General features: G+C 64.4%; 16 protein-coding genes and 1 tRNA gene. 14 read left to right on the top strand and 3 right to left on the bottom strand.

What is annotated here, in order from left to right:
- The first annotated feature begins 30 nt into the window (after positions 1 to 30).
- Entirely contained in the window at positions 31 to 1,149 is a 1,119-nt protein-coding gene (locus HMPREF9153_RS09710) for an HD domain-containing protein (RefSeq protein ID WP_004811641.1), read from the top strand.
- A gap of 29 nt (positions 1,150 to 1,178) precedes the next feature.
- Here the strand turns inward: HMPREF9153_RS09710 and HMPREF9153_RS09705 are convergent, their stop codons facing one another.
- Positions 1,179 to 1,973: an ABC transporter permease gene (locus HMPREF9153_RS09705; protein ID WP_004811640.1), complete on the bottom strand. Its 795-nt coding sequence runs from the start codon at positions 1,971 to 1,973 to the stop codon at positions 1,179 to 1,181.
- Between the two features lie 42 nt (positions 1,974 to 2,015).
- On the opposite strand from HMPREF9153_RS09705, the gene dnaG reads away from it, so the two are divergent.
- From dnaG to HMPREF9153_RS09685, 4 genes are all read left to right on the top strand, one after another.
- Positions 2,016 to 3,860: a DNA primase gene (gene dnaG, locus HMPREF9153_RS09700; protein ID WP_023032616.1), complete on the top strand. Its 1,845-nt coding sequence runs from the start codon at positions 2,016 to 2,018 to the stop codon at positions 3,858 to 3,860.
- A gap of 86 nt (positions 3,861 to 3,946) precedes the next feature.
- Entirely contained in the window at positions 3,947 to 4,759 is an 813-nt protein-coding gene (locus tag HMPREF9153_RS09695; RefSeq protein ID WP_004811638.1) for a sigma-70 family RNA polymerase sigma factor, read from the top strand.
- A 13-nt stretch (positions 4,760 to 4,772) separates the two neighbouring features.
- A complete protein-coding gene (locus tag HMPREF9153_RS09690) occupies positions 4,773 to 5,279 on the top strand; it encodes a hypothetical protein (protein WP_023032617.1) in 507 nt (168 codons plus the stop codon).
- 96 nt (positions 5,280 to 5,375) lie between these two features.
- Positions 5,376 to 5,448: transfer RNA gene (locus HMPREF9153_RS09685), tRNA-Asn, on the top strand.
- Between the two features lie 132 nt (positions 5,449 to 5,580).
- On the opposite strand, the gene HMPREF9153_RS09680 is transcribed toward HMPREF9153_RS09685, so the two are convergent.
- Complete coding sequence (locus tag HMPREF9153_RS09680) at positions 5,581 to 6,984, bottom strand: alpha,alpha-trehalose-phosphate synthase (UDP-forming) (protein ID WP_004811636.1); 1,404 nt, start codon at positions 6,982 to 6,984, stop codon at positions 5,581 to 5,583.
- 124 nt (positions 6,985 to 7,108) lie between these two features.
- On the opposite strand from HMPREF9153_RS09680, the gene otsB reads away from it, so the two are divergent.
- The 4 genes from otsB (at position 7,109) to cysK (ending at position 10,746) form a co-directional block, all read left to right on the top strand.
- Positions 7,109 to 8,002 (top strand): trehalose-phosphatase, encoded by an 894-nt coding sequence (gene otsB, locus HMPREF9153_RS09675; RefSeq protein ID WP_015582861.1) that lies wholly within the window; start codon positions 7,109 to 7,111, stop codon positions 8,000 to 8,002.
- Positions 8,003 to 8,441: 439 nt separating this feature from the next.
- A complete protein-coding gene (locus tag HMPREF9153_RS09670) occupies positions 8,442 to 9,512 on the top strand; it encodes a YeeE/YedE family protein (protein WP_004811633.1) in 1,071 nt (356 codons plus the stop codon).
- Positions 9,509 to 9,736, top strand: coding sequence for a sulfurtransferase TusA family protein (locus tag HMPREF9153_RS09665; protein WP_004811632.1), 228 nt, complete (start codon positions 9,509 to 9,511; stop codon positions 9,734 to 9,736). The genes HMPREF9153_RS09670 and HMPREF9153_RS09665 overlap by 4 nt, the downstream gene beginning before the upstream one ends.
- 74 nt (positions 9,737 to 9,810) lie before the next feature.
- Positions 9,811 to 10,746, top strand: coding sequence for a cysteine synthase A (gene cysK, locus HMPREF9153_RS09660; RefSeq protein ID WP_004811631.1), 936 nt, complete (start codon positions 9,811 to 9,813; stop codon positions 10,744 to 10,746).
- Positions 10,747 to 10,798: 52 nt separating this feature from the next.
- Here cysK and pdxR read toward each other — a convergent pair whose 3' ends face one another.
- Complete coding sequence (pdxR, locus tag HMPREF9153_RS09655; protein WP_023032619.1) at positions 10,799 to 12,205, bottom strand: MocR-like pyridoxine biosynthesis transcription factor PdxR; 1,407 nt, start codon at positions 12,203 to 12,205, stop codon at positions 10,799 to 10,801.
- Between the two features lie 83 nt (positions 12,206 to 12,288).
- On the opposite strand from pdxR, the gene pdxS reads away from it, so the two are divergent.
- From pdxS to HMPREF9153_RS09630, 5 genes are read left to right on the top strand one after another with little or no spacing between them, the layout of a single operon-like run.
- A complete protein-coding gene (gene pdxS / locus HMPREF9153_RS09650) occupies positions 12,289 to 13,185 on the top strand; it encodes a pyridoxal 5'-phosphate synthase lyase subunit PdxS (protein ID WP_015582858.1) in 897 nt (298 codons plus the stop codon).
- A complete protein-coding gene (pdxT, locus tag HMPREF9153_RS09645) occupies positions 13,136 to 13,828 on the top strand; it encodes a pyridoxal 5'-phosphate synthase glutaminase subunit PdxT (RefSeq protein ID WP_004811628.1) in 693 nt (230 codons plus the stop codon). The genes pdxS and pdxT overlap by 50 nt, the downstream gene beginning before the upstream one ends.
- A 35-nt stretch (positions 13,829 to 13,863) precedes the next feature.
- Positions 13,864 to 15,201, top strand: coding sequence for an adenosylmethionine--8-amino-7-oxononanoate transaminase (gene bioA / locus HMPREF9153_RS09640; RefSeq protein WP_004811627.1), 1,338 nt, complete (start codon positions 13,864 to 13,866; stop codon positions 15,199 to 15,201).
- On the top strand, positions 15,198 to 15,902 hold the full coding sequence (gene bioD, locus HMPREF9153_RS09635; protein WP_004811626.1) for a dethiobiotin synthase: 705 nt from the start codon (positions 15,198 to 15,200) through the stop codon (positions 15,900 to 15,902). Before bioA ends, bioD begins: the two co-directional genes overlap by 4 nt.
- Positions 15,899 to 17,269 (top strand): APC family permease, encoded by a 1,371-nt coding sequence (locus HMPREF9153_RS09630; protein ID WP_004811625.1) that lies wholly within the window; start codon positions 15,899 to 15,901, stop codon positions 17,267 to 17,269. Before bioD ends, HMPREF9153_RS09630 begins: the two co-directional genes overlap by 4 nt.
- Positions 17,270 to 17,325 lie beyond the last annotated feature (56 nt).

Below are 17,325 nucleotides of genomic sequence, written 5' to 3'. Positions count from 1 at the left end.
CTACGGGTCGAGGTGAGACAGGATGGGGCCATGTCCGAAGTGGGAGAACGCGCCCGAGCCTGGGCTTTGACGATGTCCGGCCATCGCGGTGCTGACGACGTGGTCCACGCCCATCTGTCAGGTAGTGCCCGGATCGACACTGGAGAGGTCGTCAGACGGGAGGCTCGGGAGGAGAGGGAGAACCTTCTGCTGCGTTCTGGAGCCACCCGCGCTCAGGGGGCAGGGAATCGCGCTATTCCGGAGGAGCCAGATCCCGAGCGGACCTGCTTCGAGAGGGACCGTGATCGTATCGTCCACTCGACCTCTTTTCGGCGACTTGCCGGCAAGACCCAGGTCGTCGTCCATCCCACTGATCATCAGCGCACTCGGCTGACCCACGCCCTCGAGGTGGCCCAGGTGGCTCGCTCCATCGCGGCTGGTATTGGGGCCAACGTCACCCTGGCCGACGCCATGGCGCTGGGGCACGACTGCGGCCACGGCCCCGGAGGTCACGCATCGGAGCAGGCCTTCGACGCGTTCATCCCGGAGGGTTTCGATCATGGGCCGTGGGGAGCCGACGTCAGCCTGGCCAGTCTCAATCTGTGTGCCGAGACCCTGGACGGCATTCGTAACCACTCCTGGTCACGTCCGGCCCCCAGCACCGTCGAGGGGGAGGTCGTCTCGTTCGCCGACCGGATTGCCTATTGCGCCCATGACCTGGAGGACGCTATCAAGGCGGGGATCGTCACCGTCGCGGATCTGCCGCAGGTCGTCGTCGAGGTGGCTGGGACGGATCGGCGCACCCAGTTGTCGGTCTTCATCCGGTCCGTCATCGACACCACCTGCGCAACTGGACGGGTGGGGATGGCAGCCGACGTCGCGGACGCCCTGGCGGCCCTCAGGGCCTTCAACTATGAGCGGATCTACACCAGGCCCGAATCACTGGGGCAGTCGGAGGCCGTCATCGAGGTTCTGCACGGATTGGTCACGTACTACCAGGGACATATTGATGATGTGCCGGCCGAATTCCTCGAGACCGATGCCGACCGAATCCACCAGGTTGTGGCATATGTGGGGGGAATGACCGATCAGTTCGCCTTCTCCCGGGCAACCCAGTTGCTGGGATGGGATTGCAGCCGGCTGCCCAAGGGTATGGGCAGGGGCTTCTGACAACTGTCAGGGTGTTGATCAGAGTGTCGTCACGGGTGCAGCTTGCCCGCCAGATCCTCGGGCAACAGCTTCGCCCTCTTGACCAATTCGTGCGCCACCACCACGGTGACGGTCTGGCCCGCCAAGATGCCGATGAGGACGAGGGCCTGGGCAGCACCGGCCTGGAGAGCCGAACCGCCACCGAGCAGCACACCGACGAAGGCGCCCGGCAAGGTCACCAGACCGACGGTCGCCGTGCGGTCCACGGTGGGCAACACGGATTCCGTGACGCTCGGTTCGGTCACCAGGGCGATGGCGTCACGACGTGGGAAACCAACGGCCAGACCGGCCTCGAAGATGCCGATGCCCTCGCGCAGGTCGGCGAAGAAACGGCGGCATGCCAGAGTGTGACCGCTCATGATGTTGCCGATGATGATGCCGGCCACCGGGATGAGGGAAGCGGGGCTGAACGGCGCGCAACCCGTCGCGAAGATGATGAGGAGGACCGGAATCACCCCGGCAAGCATGGCCACCGCGGCCCAGATCCAGGCCTTGCCGACTCCGGAACGATTCGCCGTCGTGCGAACCGCGATGGCGAACATCAACAGGGTGAACAGGCAAGCAGCCCACAGATGGGCGAGGGCATAGACGAGGATGACGGAGACGATTCCGAGCTGCACGACGGCGCGGATCGACGCGATCACGGACGACTTGGCGATGCCCAGACGTCCAAGGAGTGAGGCGACGACGGCCAGCACGACGAGCATGACCATCGCCAGGGCGAGCTGCCAGGTGGGGTTCACTGTCACGGCGGAAAGTTTGGCACCAATCTGGCCCACCTGCATGCATGGATAGCATGTCCTGCGCAGATGGGTAGGATCGTGGGCATGGCTGGCCGGATCAACGAGGAGGACATCGCGCTGGTCCGGGAACGCGCTCGGATCGACGAGGTCGTCGGCGAATATGTGGCTCTGCGCAATGCCGGCGGCGGTTCCCTGAAAGGACTGTGCCCCTTCCACGACGAGAAGACGCCCAGTTTCCAGGTGACCCCTTCCCGTGGGCTGTTCTACTGCTTCGGCTGTGGGGAAGGTGGCGACACCATCTCCTTCGTCCAGAAGATCGACAACCTCACCTTCGTCGAGGCCGTCCAGCGTCTCGCCGACAAGGTTGGCGTACAGCTGCGCATCGTCGACGACGGTCGCCCCGGGCTGGAACCAGGTCTACGCATGCAGATCCTGGCCGCCAACGAGGCAGCCGCGGAGTTCTTCCAGGCCCAGATGTCGACTAAGGAAGGTCAGATAGCCCGAGATTTCGTCGCCGGGCGCGGATTCTCCCAGGATGCCGCGGTGCAGTTCGGGATGGGATATGCGCCGCGCGGCGGCCACGTGCTGCGCGACCACCTGTTGGCCAAGGGGTTCACACCCAAGGCCCTCATCGAGTCCGGCCTGGTGCGATCCCAGGGCTGGGACTTCTTCCAGGGACGTGTGTTGTGGCCGATCAAGGATTCCGGAAAATCCGTGCTGGGTTTCGGGGCCCGACGGGTTTATGACGACGATCGCCTGCCGGCCAAGTACGTCAACACCCCCGAGACCCCGGTCTACAAGAAGTCGCACGTCCTCTATGGCCTGGACATGGCTCGGGCCAACATCGGCAAGAAGAGTCAGGCTGTCATCGTCGAGGGATACACGGACGTCATGGCGGCACACCTGTCCGGCATCGACACAGCTGTCGCGGCCTGTGGAACCGCGTTCGGTGAGGACCATGCCCGACTCATCCAGCGGCTCATGGGCAACAGCGGTTCCCTCAATGGCGAGGTCATCTTCACCTTTGACGGTGACGCCGCCGGCCAGAAGGCCGCCCTCAAGGTGTTCCGCGGTGACAAGCAGTTCTCCGCCCAGACCTATGTGGCCATCGAGCCCACCGGCCTTGACCCGTGTGACCTTCTCATGCAGCGCGGTCCGGAGGCGGTTCGGGAATTGGTGGCCCGACGGATTCCGCTGTACCGCTACGTCATGGAGAACACGGTCAGTCAGTTCGACCTCGACCGAGCGGATGGACGCGTCGCCGCGGTCAGGGCTGCAGCCCCGCTCGTGACGAGTATTCGTGACCAGTCCTTGGTCGATGGTTATCTGCGCGAGCTCTCCCAGGTGGTGGGTGCCGACATCGATCTGGTGCGTCGTGAGGTGTTCCGTGCCGGAAAGCAGCATCATGCCGTGACGGTGGTGCCTCCGCCCCAGCCCCAGCAACCCGCTGGTATTCCGTGGCCCGACCCGGCCGACATCTCGCTGTCCGTGGAGCGCGGATTCCTCAAACTTGTCCTGCAATACCCCGATCTCTTCGACGAGGACTGGGACCAGGTCGAGGTCGAGGACCTGCGTCACCCCGCCTACCAGGCGGTTTTCGAAGCCATCTTGTCAGTGCCTCGTGGTCAGGAGAACTGGGCCGAGGAAGTCGGTAAGGCGACGAGCGACCCGCAGGTGAAACAGCTGGAGGTGGCCCTCCTCGTCGAGCCCATCTTGCGCGAGGAGCCGGACCAGAGCTACGCCGCTGCGTACGCCGCGCGGGTGCGATTGCTGTCCATCACTGACGACATCGCCAACCTCAAGTCTCGTCTGCAACGCACTAACCCGAACCAGGATCGCAAGCTCTACGACGCGATGTTCTCCGACCTGGTGACCCTCGAGGCGCTGCGCAAGAGTCTCATCCTCGCTGGTGGAGCGACCTCAGCCTGATGTGACATCTGTGGACAGCTAATTCGCCGTCCACAGATCACCGCGGAAGGGTTCCACCGTGGTTCTGGGCGAGTCATCGTCAGACCATGAGATACACGGATTTCATCGACGATGTCGTCGCCCTGGACCCTGCCGATGAGCGCGAGCTCTTTCGCAGACTCGATGCCGGGGTGATTGCTGATGCCATCTTGTCCGGACGGTTCCTGGCCACGACACCGGTCACCGTTTCCGAATTGAACGCGATTTCCGACGACGGAGCAGCAGCCAGGCAGAAGCTCTGGCGACAGATGCTCGCGATGGTGCTCACCCAGGCCCGTCAGGCTGCCGCGACCAATCGGTGCAGCGTCGAGGATCTCATCCAGGCCGGCTGCGTGGGGCTGGGAGAGGCGGTCGAGAGGTACGACGAGCGTCGAGGGGCTCGATTCTCAACGGTCGCCTGGACCTGGATCCGTCGTCGTGTCGGCGAGGAGGTCGTCCGCCTGCGTGGCGCCAGGTCCCGGGCCGCGATGCGGGAGTCAGCCGAGGTCGCCCGAGTCGAGGAGGAGCTGACGACGCGGTGCCGGCAGGTGCCGACCAGCGAGGCGATTGCCGAGTGCATGGGCAAGGACGTCATGTGGGTCGAGCAGCGGCGCGCCGAGTGCTGGGAGGTCGACAGCAACGTCCTCGAACACGTGGCGGCCCCACAAAGACGACCAGTCCGTCCGGAACTCCACCTGCTTGCCGTGCTGGCGGGGCAGGAACGGCAAGTCGTGGTATTGCGTCATGGATTCGAGGGAGAACCCATGAGCTTCGAGGCGGTGGGCGAGGAGATGGGGATGTCCGCCTCCAGCGTCCGGCGGATCGAGCAGAGGGCACTGGACCGGCTGCGACGCCATCTGCAGCAGGCTGGGGCGGCGTGACAGGATGGATGCCATGTGGCGGACGAATGGGCCCAGTTCCGAGGAGATGACCCGGGTACGAGCCGTACTCGGGTTCGACGACGTCAAGGTGCTCGCCTGCGGGAGAGGAGAGAGGGCGACCGTCATCGCGGTGACGGAGGGGCTCGTCATCCTGACCGACGAGACGGATTCCGCGGTGGCCTGGCACGAGATCGTCCATGGTGGCTGGAATGGCGACACCGCGACGCTGACCTGGGACTTCCTGGACGGATCCGGTGCCTCGGCGGTGTTGGAGAAACCCGGCAAGATCCCTGAGATGTTCCGGGCGCGGGTCACCGAGTCCATCGCCGCGACCCGCACTGTCCCGGTGCGTGGCGGAGACGTTCTCATCGCCGGGCGTGTTCCGGCCGGCCACCTGGCCGCCCCGGAGGGAGCCATCACCTGGACCGCGATGGCTCGGGAGTCCGCCGACCTCGATGACCCCGAGACCCGTCAGAAGGTGTTGGAGGCCACTGACGCTCTCAAGAAGGAGTGGAACTGACGAAGTCGCGCCGCTGCCCAGAACTCGACAAATGTCAACGATTTGTCATCTGCCGAAGGGCGCTGCTAGTGTTTCATTTCGCGCCCGGGGCGCTGATCCCCTGTAGCTCAATTGGCAGAGCATCTGACTGTTAATCAGAGGGTTACTGGTTCGAGTCCAGTCGGGGGAGCGCAGATCATCCCAGATCCGATTTCGGATCTGGGATTTTTCATGCCCAGACAGCATCGAGCATTGACGTTGACGGCGGCCGGTCGGTGATCACCGACCGGCCGCCGTCAACGTCAATGTGTCCGTCTGTCGCTCAGCGACCTTCCAGCTCCGTGAGGAAGTCATCGGCCCAGACGTCGATCGTCTTGTCGAAAACCTGACGACGCATCGAGCGCATCTTGCGGGCCTTCACCTTCGGCGAGTCGGTGAGGGCCTTCATGATCGTGGCCTTCATGCCGTCAATGTCGTACGGATTGACCATGTAGGCCTGTTTGAGCTCACGGGCAGCACCGGCGAACTCGGAGAGCACCAGGGCCGAGTCGTCGTTGGACCGGCATGCGATGTACTCCTTGGCAACGAGGTTCATGCCATCACGCACCGGGGTGACGAGCATGAGATCAGCCACCTGGTACATGGCGGCGAGGACCTCACGGGGCACCGACTCGTTGCGGTAGACCAGCGCACGATTGGCGATAGTGCCCACCTTGGAGTTGATCTGGCCGACGAGCTGGTTGATGTCGTCGCGCAGGATCTTGTACTCCTCGACGCGTTCGCGCGACGGGGTGGCCAGCTGCAGGAAGACGACCTCGTGAGGATCGAGTTTGCCCTCCTTGAACAGCTCTCCGACGGCGCGGATGCGCTGGCGCAGACCCTTGGTGTAGTCAAGACGATCGACACCGAAGATGATCGTCTCCGGGTTGCCCAGGTCCTCGCGCAACTTGGCGGTCTCGGCCTGAACCTTCTCCGAGGTGGCAAGTTCGTGGAATCCGCGCGAGTCGATCGAGATCGGGAAGTCACGGACGACGACGTCACGTCCGTCACGGGTGTGCGCCCGACCGCGGGAGGCCGTGACCCCCGGACGACGCTTGGCAAGGCGCAGGAAGTTGGCGGCGGCACCAGGAGTCTGGAATCCGACGAGGTCGGCCCCCAGCAGTCCTTCGACGAGTTCCTCACGCCACGGCAGACGACTGTAGAGCTCGATCGGCGGGAACGGGATGTGGAGGAAGAACCCGATACGAAGATCGGGGCGCATCTCACGAAGGTATGTGGGAACGAGGTTGAGCTGGTAATCCTGCACCCACACCGTGGCGCCCTCGGCGGCTTGCTCGGCGGCCTGCTCGGCGAACCGCTTGTTGACTTTCTGGAAGGCGTCCCACCACTCGCGGTGGAAGACCGGCTCGACCACGCAGTCGTGGTACAGCGGCCACAAGGTGGCGTTGGAGAATCCCTCGTAGTACTCCTCGACCTCCTGGGCGCTGAGCGGCACAGGGTGGATGTCGTAGCCATCATGGTGGAAGGGCTCGACAACCTCGTCAGGGGCACCATGCCACCCGATCCATGCACCACCCTTGCGCTGCATGACCGGCTCGAGTGCCGTCACCAGACCACCCGGGGAGGACTGCCAGCTGACGTTTCCTTCATCGTCGATCTTCCGGTCCACGGGCAGGCGATTTGCGATGACAAGGAAGTCAACCTTGTCCTGGACGGTCTCCGACATGTCTCATCACACCTCTCATGGAGGTCCTGCCACGCAGCAGGCCCTCCTTCACGCTACCAACCCGTAGTTCGTGTTCGAGCTGATCCTCCCTATTCGCGGGCTGAGGTCCCACCGTGGGACCGGTATGTGTGACCATGGGCCCATGACTGATCGCCCCGCCCCTGCCAAGAAGTCGTGGACCCCTCTCACCGACGCCGGAAGGGGGGTCCTCGACGCCGTCGCCACTGACCCGGGTTCGGTGCTTCTCGCCTTGGACTTCGACGGCACCTTGGCCCCCATCGTTGACGATCCCGCTGACTCCGCCATGGCCGAGGAGTCCAGGGCGGCAATGTCTCGGATGGACGAGAAGCTCGCCATCATGGCCATCATCACCGGACGTGAGGTAGCCGCAGTACGACACATGACGGCCGTCGACGAAGTCCCTGGCCTGGAGCACCTGGTGGTCCTGGGGCAGTACGGGGTTGAGCGCTACGACGCCGCCACCGGGGCGCTGCGTGACCCCGAGGTGCCCGAGTCGGTGCGAATCGCCAAGGGACGTCTCGAGGGACTTGCCGAGGAACTGGGGCAGCAGGATCCTCGTGACGTCGGCTGCCGGATCGAGGACAAGGGTCGCGCTGTCGCCCTCCACACCCGTCGCGCAGCCGATCCGGCTCATGCCCTGGCCAGTGCTGCGCCGCGAGTCCGTGAGATCGCCGAGGAGCTCGATCTCCACTGCGAGGACGGCCGCAACATCATCGAACTGAAATCCGCCGTCACCACCAAGGCCCAGGCTCTGCGCGAGCTCATCGACGAGGTGAAGCCGCGGGTCGTCATCATGTGCGGTGACGATCTGGGTGACGTCCCGGCCCTCGAGGTCATCGCGGAGTGGATTCGGGAGGGTCACCCCGGTGCCCGCGTGGTGAGCTATTCCGACGAGCAGCCGTCGATGACCGATCACGCCGACATCATCTGTGATCAGACTGAGGGGGTCTCTGCCTTCCTGGCAGCCCTGGCAGACCGGGTTTGTTTCACAAAGTGATACCCGAGATCAAAATATAAGAAAAACTAACCTTTTTCTTGAAACGCCAAGGCAACTGTGCTTGCATGATTTCAGACACCATTGATGAACGTTGCGGCGCGGCGTCGGGGCAGTCCCGGGAAGGTCGATGAACGTCATGGCGGAATCATCGGTCATGGGTCATGAATGGAAGGACGAGAAGGTGAACACACACCGTGTCTGGGGTCATCGTGCCGGTCGATCGGTCATGAGCTCAACCATGATGATGTGTTCAATGTGCCGGTGTTGTTGCTGATCCGGGGTTGATCGCACATGCGCCGGACATGAGAGGTCATGTCGACCCCATGCCGATTTCAGCGCACATGAAATGCACATCACGTCCATCCCTGAATCCGCTTCTACCTGTGTGTTTCGAAAAACTCACAACGGCGTTGTCGGATCATTCTGAACGGAATTTGTCATGATCCTTACCGGCTTACTCGTCGGAATTGCTTTCGGCTTCGTTCTGCAACGTGGTCGCTTCTGCGTGACCAACGCCTTTCGTCAAGTGTGGCTTGCCAGGAGCGCCACGTGGATCACGGCTTTCCTGCTCGTGATCGCCATTCAGGCCATCGGCGTCACGACGTTGACCCAGCTCGGCGTCGTCCACCTGTCCTGGCAGCCGCTGCCGTGGCTCGGCGTGATCGTCGGAGGACTGCTCTTCGGCGTCTCGATCGTGCTTGCTGGCGGATGCGCCACCGGAACCTGGTTCCGCAGTGGTGAGGGTCTGGTCGGTTCGTGGATCGCGCTGGTCTTCTACGCGATCGGCGCGGCGGCCATGAAGTATGGCGCCTTGTCGGGACTCAACGAATCAGTGCGATCCGTCAAGGCGCCTGTGACGACGATTCCTGCTCTGGGAGTCTCTCCTTGGATTCCCACCGTCGTGTTGGTCCTCGTCGTCGGTGGCCTGGTGTGGCGTCAACTGCGCAAGCCGGCCCGAAAGGTCGCCACCCTTCCGCCGGAGATGGCAGGTGTCGCGCACTGGCTCTTCGAGGCCAAGTGGCATCCGTTCCTCACTGCGGCCCTCATCTCGGTGATCGCGATCATCACCTACCCGCTCAGCGAGGCGACCGGTCGTCATGCCGGGCTGGGCATCACCACCCCAACCGGCAACCTGCTGGAGTGGGCCGTGACAGGTGATGCTTCCTACGTCGACTGGGGAGTGCTGCTCGTGCTCGGCATCCTCGTCGGGTCCTTCATCGCTGCCAAGGCATCCGGTGAGTTCCGAGTCCGCGTCCCCGACTCAACCCAGGTCGTCAAGTCAATCGGAGGAGGGCTCGGAATGGGAATCGGGGCCAGCTGGGCTGGAGGCTGCACCATCGGCAACGCGATGGTCGAAACTGCTCAGTTCAGCTTCCAGGGCTGGATCGCCTTCCTCTTCATGTTCCTCGGCGTGGGCCTCGGCACGAAGGTCTTCGTGCTCGGCTTCGCCCGGCGCAACCCCGGACTGGGGACGCTGCCAACCGCCACCGTCACCGAAGGAGTGTCATGACCACACATGTTCTCGAGACCGGTGGGCAGGTGTGCCCGTTCCCGCTGGTCGAAGCCCAGAAGGCCATCGCCGGGCTGCCAGTCGGAGATCGTCTGACCATCAACTTCGACTGCACTCAGGCCACCGAATCCATCCCGGAATGGGCCGCCACGGCCGGTTATCCGGTCACCGACTTCCGGAAGGTGGGTGATGCCGGCTGGACGATAACCGTCGAAAAGGCATGACCCACATCAACCTACGCACACAGAGATTTTCCGAACACCCATTGACTCGAATCTCAACCGAAAGGACTGACACCATGACGACGATCGCCAACGACGTCACCGAGCTCATCGGCCACACTCCGCTGGTCAAGATCAACAAACTCTTCCCGGACTCCCAGGCCACCGTGCTGGCCAAGCTGGAGTTCTACAACCCGGCCTCCAGCGTCAAGGACCGCATCGCCAAGTCGATCATTGACGCGGCCGAGGCATCCGGACAGCTCAAGCCCGGCGGCACCATCGTCGAGGCCACCTCTGGCAACACCGGCGTCGGCCTGGCCCTCGTCGGTGCTGCTCGCGGCTACAAGGTCATCATCACCATGCCCGAGACCATGTCCAAGGAGCGTCGCGCCATCATTCGTCTGCTGGGTGCCGAGCTCGTGCTCACCCCCGGTGCTGATGGAGTTCCGGGTGCCAACGCCAAGGCCGCCGAAATCGTCAAGGAGACCCCTGGCGCCATTCTGGCCAGCCAGTTCGACAACCCGGCCAACCCGGAGGTTCATCATGATGCCACCGGCGAGGAGATCTGGAACGACACCGAGAGCAAGGTTGACGCCATCGTCGCCGGCATCGGCACCGGCGGCACCATCTCCGGTGCCGGCAAGTACCTCAAGGAGAAGAACCCTGAGGTGAAGACCTTCGGTGCCGAGCCCGCCGAGTCCCCGGTCATCACCAAGGGAGAGAAGGCCCCGCACAAGATCCAGGGCTGGGGCCCGGGCTTCGTGCCGGAGAACCTCGACAAGTCCGTCGTCGACGAGATTCTGCTCGTCCCTGGTGACGACGCCATTGCTTTCGCCCGCCGTGCCGCCGCCGAGGAGGGCATCATCACCGGCATCTCCGGTGGTGGCGCACTGCAGGCCGCTGGCCAGGTCGCGGCCCGTCCGGAGTTCGCCGGCAAGACGATCGTCGTCGTCATCGCCGACACCGGTGAGCGCTACCTGTCGACCGCTCTCTTCGAGGGCCTCGTCGACTGACGGCTCATTCGCGGATCGGCCGGTACCCCACCGGGGTGCCGGCCGATTTGCGTCACGAACCGGTATGGTCGGCGACCACCCGAGCGATCGTCGTCAAGGCCGTTGCCAAGGTGTCGTCGTCGTGGCTTCCGAAACCCAGCACGATCCCAGCCGCGTCGGCGTCAGCCGATCCCCAGTAGGTCGACAGGGGAGTGACGCCGACCCCCTCATGACGACACTGTCTGACGACGTCCTCCTCGGACCCGTTGAAGAGCAACACGGCATGCAACCCACCGTCGATCGGCTGCAATGTCGTACCGGGTACCGACCCGAGAATGTCGATGACGGTGTGGCGGCGGCGTCGGTACACCTGGCGCATCCGCTGGGTGCGACGCCGTAACGCCCCGGTCGACAGGTAGTCGGCGACGGCCTCCTGGACGATGGCGGGAACAGGTTGCCCGGTGGCCTGACGCTGTTCGGCGAAGGGGTGCATCAAGTCGGGCGGGATCACCAGATAACCACACCCCAAGGCGGGGGTCAGTACCGACGAGAAGGTACCCAGCAAGATGGTGTGTTCCTCGTCCAAGGATGCCAATGCCGGAAGGGGAGCACCGACGTGACGCAGCTCGGAGTCGAAGTCATCCTCGATAATCCAGCAACCCGCCCTCTCGGCCCACTCGATGACGGCAGCCCGACGACTCGCCGACAACGATCCTCCCCAGGGGTACTGATGGCTCGGGGTGATGAGCACCGCATCCAGATTCGTCGCGTCGCTTCCGGTGGGAAGGCCCTCGGGGTCAAGTCCGTGGTCATCAGTTGGCAGCCCGACGATGCGATGGCCAAGTGCCGTCGGCACTTTCCTCAGGCTGGGGTACCCGGGGCTCTCGACCCCGACCATCAGGTGTCTGGACCTGTCACAGAGCACCTGAATGAGCTCGGCCAGTCCGGCGCGGGCACCACCGGTGACGACGACCTGGCGCGGATCGGCGAGCAGGCTTCGCATCTGACGTAGGTGCTCGGCGACTTCATGCCGCAGCCGAGGAGACCCCAACGGATCGGTGATCCGGCGCGGTTGGACGCAGGCGCGATGCCAGGCCGACCGCCACGCTGAGTTCGCCAATCCGGCCGTGTCGGGTGCTCCCGGCGCCAGATCGATTCCGTGGCGATGGCGAGGGGACGGGGGAGGGGTCGGCGTTGCGGAGCGCCGATGGAGACCTCGCAGGTCAGGGTTGACCTGGGTGCCCGACCCGCTCGCCGCGACGAGGTACCCCTCAGCCTCCAGCTGTTCGTAGGAGGCGACGACCGTGCCGCGGGACACCCCGAGTTGGGCGGACAAGGCCCTGGTACTTGGCAGATGGTCCCCCGGGGCCAGCACCCCGTCCATGATGAGACCGCGCACCCCCTCGCAGATCCGCACCGGGAGCGGCTGGGAGTCCTGAGGAAGGTCCAGCGGCACGTCGACGACGAGATCCGGTCTCATCTCGTCCATCCGAGAAGTGGTCCAACGGAAGTGGTCATATATGGATCTTGTCATGAACCACAATCGTCGATTCGATGAGGTACATGACTGAGAATGCAACTACCACTGGGACCACGCGGGTCAAGCGTGGACTGGCCGACATGCTCAAGGGCGGCGTCATCATGGACGTCGTCACCCCCGAGCAGGCGAGGATCGCCGAGGATGCCGGAGCCTGCGCCGTCATGGCCCTGGAACGTGTCCCTGCCGACATCCGCGCCCAGGGCGGAGTGGCCCGGATGAGTGATCCCGACCTCATCGGGGGAATTATCGACGCCGTCTCCATCCCTGTCATGGCCAAGGCTCGTATCGGCCACTTCGTCGAGGCTCAGGTGTTGGAATCCCTCAAGGTGGACTTCATTGACGAGTCCGAGGTGCTCAGCCCGGCTGACTACGCCAATCACATCGACAAGTGGGCCTTTGACGTCCCCTTCGTCTGCGGCGCCACCAACCTGGGTGAGGCCCTGCGTCGCATCACCGAGGGCGCCGCCATGATCCGCTCCAAAGGTGAGGCCGGCACTGGTGACGTCTCGGAGGCCGTCCGCCACCTGCGCACCATTCGAGCCGAGATGGCACGTCTGAGCAGCATGTCTCCTGATGAGCTCTATGTCGCTGCCAAGGAACTGCAGGCCCCGTACGATCTCGTCGTCGAGGTGGCTCGTACGGGTGAGCTCCCGGTGGTGCTCTTCGTTGCCGGTGGTGTGGCGACTCCGGCTGACGCCGCCCTCGTCATGCAGATGGGTGCCCAGGGCGTCTTCGTCGGGTCTGGCATCTTCAAGTCCGGCAATCCTGCTGCCCGCGCCGCTGCCATCGTCAAGGCCACCACCGCCTACGACGATCCCGACACCATCGCCGAGGTCTCCCGCGGACTGGGCGAGGCCATGGTGGGCATCAATGTCGCCGACGTCCCGGCGCCGCACCGTCTGGCCGAGCGGGGTTGGTGAGGTGGCTCCACTCATTGGGGTCGTCGCCCTGCAAGGCGGATTCGCTGAGCACATCGAGGTTCTCGAATCCCTCGGCGCGACGACCCGTCGAGTCCGTCGGGAGGCTGATCTCGAATCCCTCGACGGGATCGTCCTGCCCGGTGGGGAGTCGACGGTCATCGACAAGCTGATGAGATCTTTCGGTCTCGCCGACCCGCTGCGAGAAGCCATCACCGGAGGCCTGCCGGTGCTGGCAACCTGTGCCGGCCTCGTCGTGCTGGCGACAGAGGTGGAGGACGCCGCCACGGGCCAGCAGACCCTCGGACGGCTCGACGTCACCGTGCGTCGTAATGCGTTCGGATCCCAGCTCGACTCCTTCGAGGGACATCTGGACATCGATGGGGTGGGTGAGGGGATCCCCGCCACCTTCATTCGCGCTCCGATCGTCACCCGTACCGGGCCGGGGGTCGAGGTCATCTCGACGCTGCCCGACGATGCCGACGAGGCGGGTGGGGCCATCGTCGGTGTCAGACAGGGGAACATCCTCGCCCTGTCTTTCCATCCCGAGGAGACGGCGGATGATCGGGTGCACCGACGGTGGCTCGATGAGCTGTCCGAGAGGGGTCTCCAGGCCGTCGGAGCGGCCAATTCCGCCCCCTCCTGAACACTGTTCAAGAGTGACGGCTAGCATTCCTCGCTGTGAGTCCTGAACAGCATCTTCTCGAATACGACAGACGTCATGTCTGGCACCCCTACGCTCCGACGGTCGGGGCCGATCCGATGCTTGCCGTCACGGCCGCCGACGGGGCCCGGTTGCAGCTCCATGACGGGGAACACCGCTACGAGGTTATTGATGGCATGGCCTCGTGGTGGTGCCAGATCCATGGTTACCGCAACCCTGTCCTCGACGAGGCCGTGAGCCGTCAGAGTTCCCAGTTCAGCCATGTGATGTTCGGTGGGCTCACCCACCAGGCAGCCGTCGACGCCGTCAAGGCCCTCGTCGACCTCGCCCCGGAACCGTTGGATCGGGTCTTCCTGGCCGACTCCGGCTCGGTGGGTGTCGAGGTGAGCCTCAAATTGGCTCGTCAGGTGCAAATTGCGCGCACTGCTGCGCGTGGCGGCACCCTCACCCGTACTCGTATCGCCGCCCTGCGCGGTGCCTACCACGGTGACACCCTCGGTGCCATGAGCGTGTGCGACCCGGTCGGCGGCATGCACGCCATGTTCTCCGACTCGATTCCCCAGCAGCTCTTCCTGCCTCGCCCGCCCTCCTTCGATGCCGATGACGATGCCGTCGAGACCTGGTGTGACCAGGCCAATGAGATCATCGACGCGCACCGCGACGAGCTGGCCGGCATCATCGTCGAGCCGATTCTGCAGGGGGCGGGCGGCATGTGGCCGTGGTCTCCGGCATGTCTGAAGCACCTTCGCCAGCGCGCTGACGACCTGGACCTCGTTCTCATCGCTGACGAGGTCGCCACCGGATTCGGTCGTACCGGAAAGCTCTTCGCCTGTGAGTGGGCCGACATCGTCCCCGACATCATGGTCGTCGGGAAGTCCATGACTGGCGGGTACATGACCCAGTCGGCCGTGCTGTGCTCCGACGAGCTCGCCACCGAGGTCAGTCGAGGCCCGGGCGGGTCCCTCATGCACGGGCCAACCTTCATGGGCAACCCACTGGCCAGCGCTGTCACCGCGGCCAGCCTGGGCATCGTCGCCCAGGGCGGATGGCAGGACGACGTCGCCCGGATCAACGAGGTCATGTCCCGCGAGCTGACCCCGCTGCGGGACCTCGACGGTGTCATCGACGTGCGCGTCTTCGGAGCCATCGCAGCTGTTCAGGTTGACAGCCCGATCGTCATGAGACGAGCCACCCGTACCGCCGTAGAGAACCGGGTGTGGTTGCGCCCGTTCCGTGATCTCGTCTACGCCATGCCGCCCTACATCTGCACCGAGGACGACCTGGTGGTGATGGCTGCCGGAATGCGGGCAGTCGTCACCGATCAGCTGACACACACGTCATTGGAGGAGTCATGAAGATCACCGATCTGGACGGAATCGTCATCGTCACCGGAACTGACACCGATGCCGGCAAGACTGTAGCGACGGCCGTCATCGCCTCGGCCCTGAAGCAGGCCGGCAAGGAGGTCCTCATCATCAAGCCCTACCAAACCGGTTTGCCCCCCGAGGAACCCGGCGACGTCCATGACGCAGGCCGTCTGGCAGGTATTGATTCCGAGAATCTGCTCGAGTACGTGCGCTGTCCTGAGCCACTGGCCCCGACGACGTCGGCTGCCCGCGCTGGGATGACGATTCCTTCCATCGAGGAGATCGCGGCGCGAGTCCTTGTCGACTCCGACGGCTACGACGTCACTCTTGTCGAGGGTGCCGGGGGCGTTCTCGTCGGTCTGGACAACGCCGGAGCCGGTGTCCTCGATCTCATGGATTCCCTGACACACCGTGGACACGAGCCCCACGTGGTCGTCGCTACCCGCTCGGTGCTGGGCAGCCTCAACCACACCGGACTGACCTGCAATGCGATTCGCGATCGCGGCCACCAGGTCGACGCCATCATTATCGGGTCCTGGCCGGCCGAGCCCGACCTGGCCGAGAGGTGCAACCTCGAGGAGATCGAGGATGCTGCCGGAGCCCCATTGGCTGGAGTAATTCCGGCCGGCATCGGAAAGGACCCCGCCGCCGTTCAGCGGACGGCCCTGACACTGGGAGAAACTCAGTGAGCGTAACCCTCGCCCCCGACTCCCAGTTGGAGGACCTGGGCTACCAGCCCAGTCTGAACCGTCAGCTTCCCCTCGGTTCGCTGTTGGTCTACGGACTGCTCTTCTTCGTCCCGATGGCCCCGGTCGCCGTCTTCGGCCCGGTAGTCAACCGCTCCGGCGGGGTACCGGTGTTGGTGTACCTGGTGGCCGCGGCCGTCATGGGGCTCTCGGCCATCAGCTATCGCGAGATGGCCCTGCGCTTCCCAGTTGCCGGATCGGTGTACGGGTACACCCGGTTCTCCCTGGGACGCGTCCCCGGGTTCATCGCCGGATGGCTCATCCTGCTCGACTACATCCTCATGCCTGCCTTGTTGACGGTGCTCTCCGCCGTCGCCCTGGCCCACATCTGGCCCAGCGTCCCGACGGGGATTTTCGCCGTGGTCTTCGTGCTGGCCTCCATGGCCCTCAACCTGCAAGGGGTGACGGTCACCACCCGAGTCGGCCTCGTCCTGCTGGCCATCCAGGTGGCGACGATCGCCGTCTTCCTGGTGTGCGTCGGGCAAGGGTTGGCCAGTGGCGAGGTGGCGTGGAGTTGGCATGCCCTGTGGCGTCCGGGGACGTCGTGGGCGTCGGTGGCCTCGGCGGTGTCCATAGCCGCGCTGAGCTACCTCGGTTTCGACGCCGTAGCCACCTTGAACGAGGAGGCCCGTGGGGGAGGCCGAGCCGTCGGCATCGTCACCCTCCTCCTCGTCGGCCTGCTCGCCGTCCTCTTCGGGGTACAGGTGTTGGCCGCCGGTCTGGTCTCTGACACCATGCACTTTGCTCCCGGCGGGGCGACCGACCGGGCCTTCTACCACACCGTCGATCAGGTGTGCCCAGGCTGGTTCACCTCGATCTTCACCGTCGTCAATGCCTTCGTCGCCATCTTCGCCTGCCTGGTCGTCGCCCATTCCTCGACAGCCCGGCTGGTCTTCGCCATGGCCCGTGACAAGGTGATGCCCTCGGTGCTCTCGCTCACCAGTTCCAAGGGTGTGCCGTGGGTGGCCACCGTTGTCGTCGCCACCGTCACCGCCATCCTGGCTGTCACCTTCGCCTCCCACGTCGAGACGATGACGACCCTGGTGACCTTCGGTGCGCTGTCGAGCTACGTCTTCCTGCACGCCGACGTCATAGTCCAGTGTGTTTCCAAGGAGGGCTCACGCAAGTGGGTGCGTCACCTCGTCGTCCCGATCCTGGGTGCCCTAACCTTGCTCATCGCCCTGGCGAAGACCGAGGAGATGACGCGGATCGTGGGCCTCAGCTGGCTCGCGGCTGGTGTCATCGGTGCGATCATCACTCGGGTACACAGATCACGTCAGGCTGGGAAATTGACTTCACATCAGGCGTAATTCCACCCCGAAGAGGCGGCTCATCGCCCACACCGCGCACACCGAGACGAGAATGC

It is taken from the genome of Cutibacterium avidum ATCC 25577, assembly GCF_000227295.1.
In the GTDB taxonomy this organism is placed as follows: domain Bacteria; phylum Actinomycetota; class Actinomycetes; order Propionibacteriales; family Propionibacteriaceae; genus Cutibacterium; species Cutibacterium avidum.
The sequence above is the reverse complement of the archived record's forward strand: the minus strand, read 5'-3'. Positions and strand labels throughout refer to the sequence as shown.

Coding starts and splice junctions, on each gene's coding strand:
- otsB (WP_015582861.1), top strand. CDS start 7,109: ATGTGTGACCATGGGCCCATGACTGATCGCCCCGCCCCTGCCAAGAAG.
- HMPREF9153_RS09695 (WP_004811638.1), top strand. CDS start 3,947: ATGAGATACACGGATTTCATCGACGATGTCGTCGCCCTGGACCCTGCC.
- pdxT (WP_004811628.1), top strand. CDS start 13,136: ATGTCGCCGACGTCCCGGCGCCGCACCGTCTGGCCGAGCGGGGTTGGT.
- HMPREF9153_RS09665 (WP_004811632.1), top strand. CDS start 9,509: ATGACCACACATGTTCTCGAGACCGGTGGGCAGGTGTGCCCGTTCCCG.
- HMPREF9153_RS09705 (WP_004811640.1), bottom strand. CDS start 1,973: ATGCAGGTGGGCCAGATTGGTGCCAAACTTTCCGCCGTGACAGTGAAC.
- HMPREF9153_RS09680 (WP_004811636.1), bottom strand. CDS start 6,984: ATGTCGGAGACCGTCCAGGACAAGGTTGACTTCCTTGTCATCGCAAAT.
- HMPREF9153_RS09670 (WP_004811633.1), top strand. CDS start 8,442: ATGATCCTTACCGGCTTACTCGTCGGAATTGCTTTCGGCTTCGTTCTG.
- bioD (WP_004811626.1), top strand. CDS start 15,198: ATGAAGATCACCGATCTGGACGGAATCGTCATCGTCACCGGAACTGAC.
- pdxR (WP_023032619.1), bottom strand. CDS start 12,205: ATGAGACCGGATCTCGTCGTCGACGTGCCGCTGGACCTTCCTCAGGAC.
- cysK (WP_004811631.1), top strand. CDS start 9,811: ATGACGACGATCGCCAACGACGTCACCGAGCTCATCGGCCACACTCCG.
- HMPREF9153_RS09690 (WP_023032617.1), top strand. CDS start 4,773: ATGTGGCGGACGAATGGGCCCAGTTCCGAGGAGATGACCCGGGTACGA.
- HMPREF9153_RS09710 (WP_004811641.1), top strand. CDS start 31: ATGTCCGAAGTGGGAGAACGCGCCCGAGCCTGGGCTTTGACGATGTCC.
- dnaG (WP_023032616.1), top strand. CDS start 2,016: ATGGCTGGCCGGATCAACGAGGAGGACATCGCGCTGGTCCGGGAACGC.
- pdxS (WP_015582858.1), top strand. CDS start 12,289: ATGACTGAGAATGCAACTACCACTGGGACCACGCGGGTCAAGCGTGGA.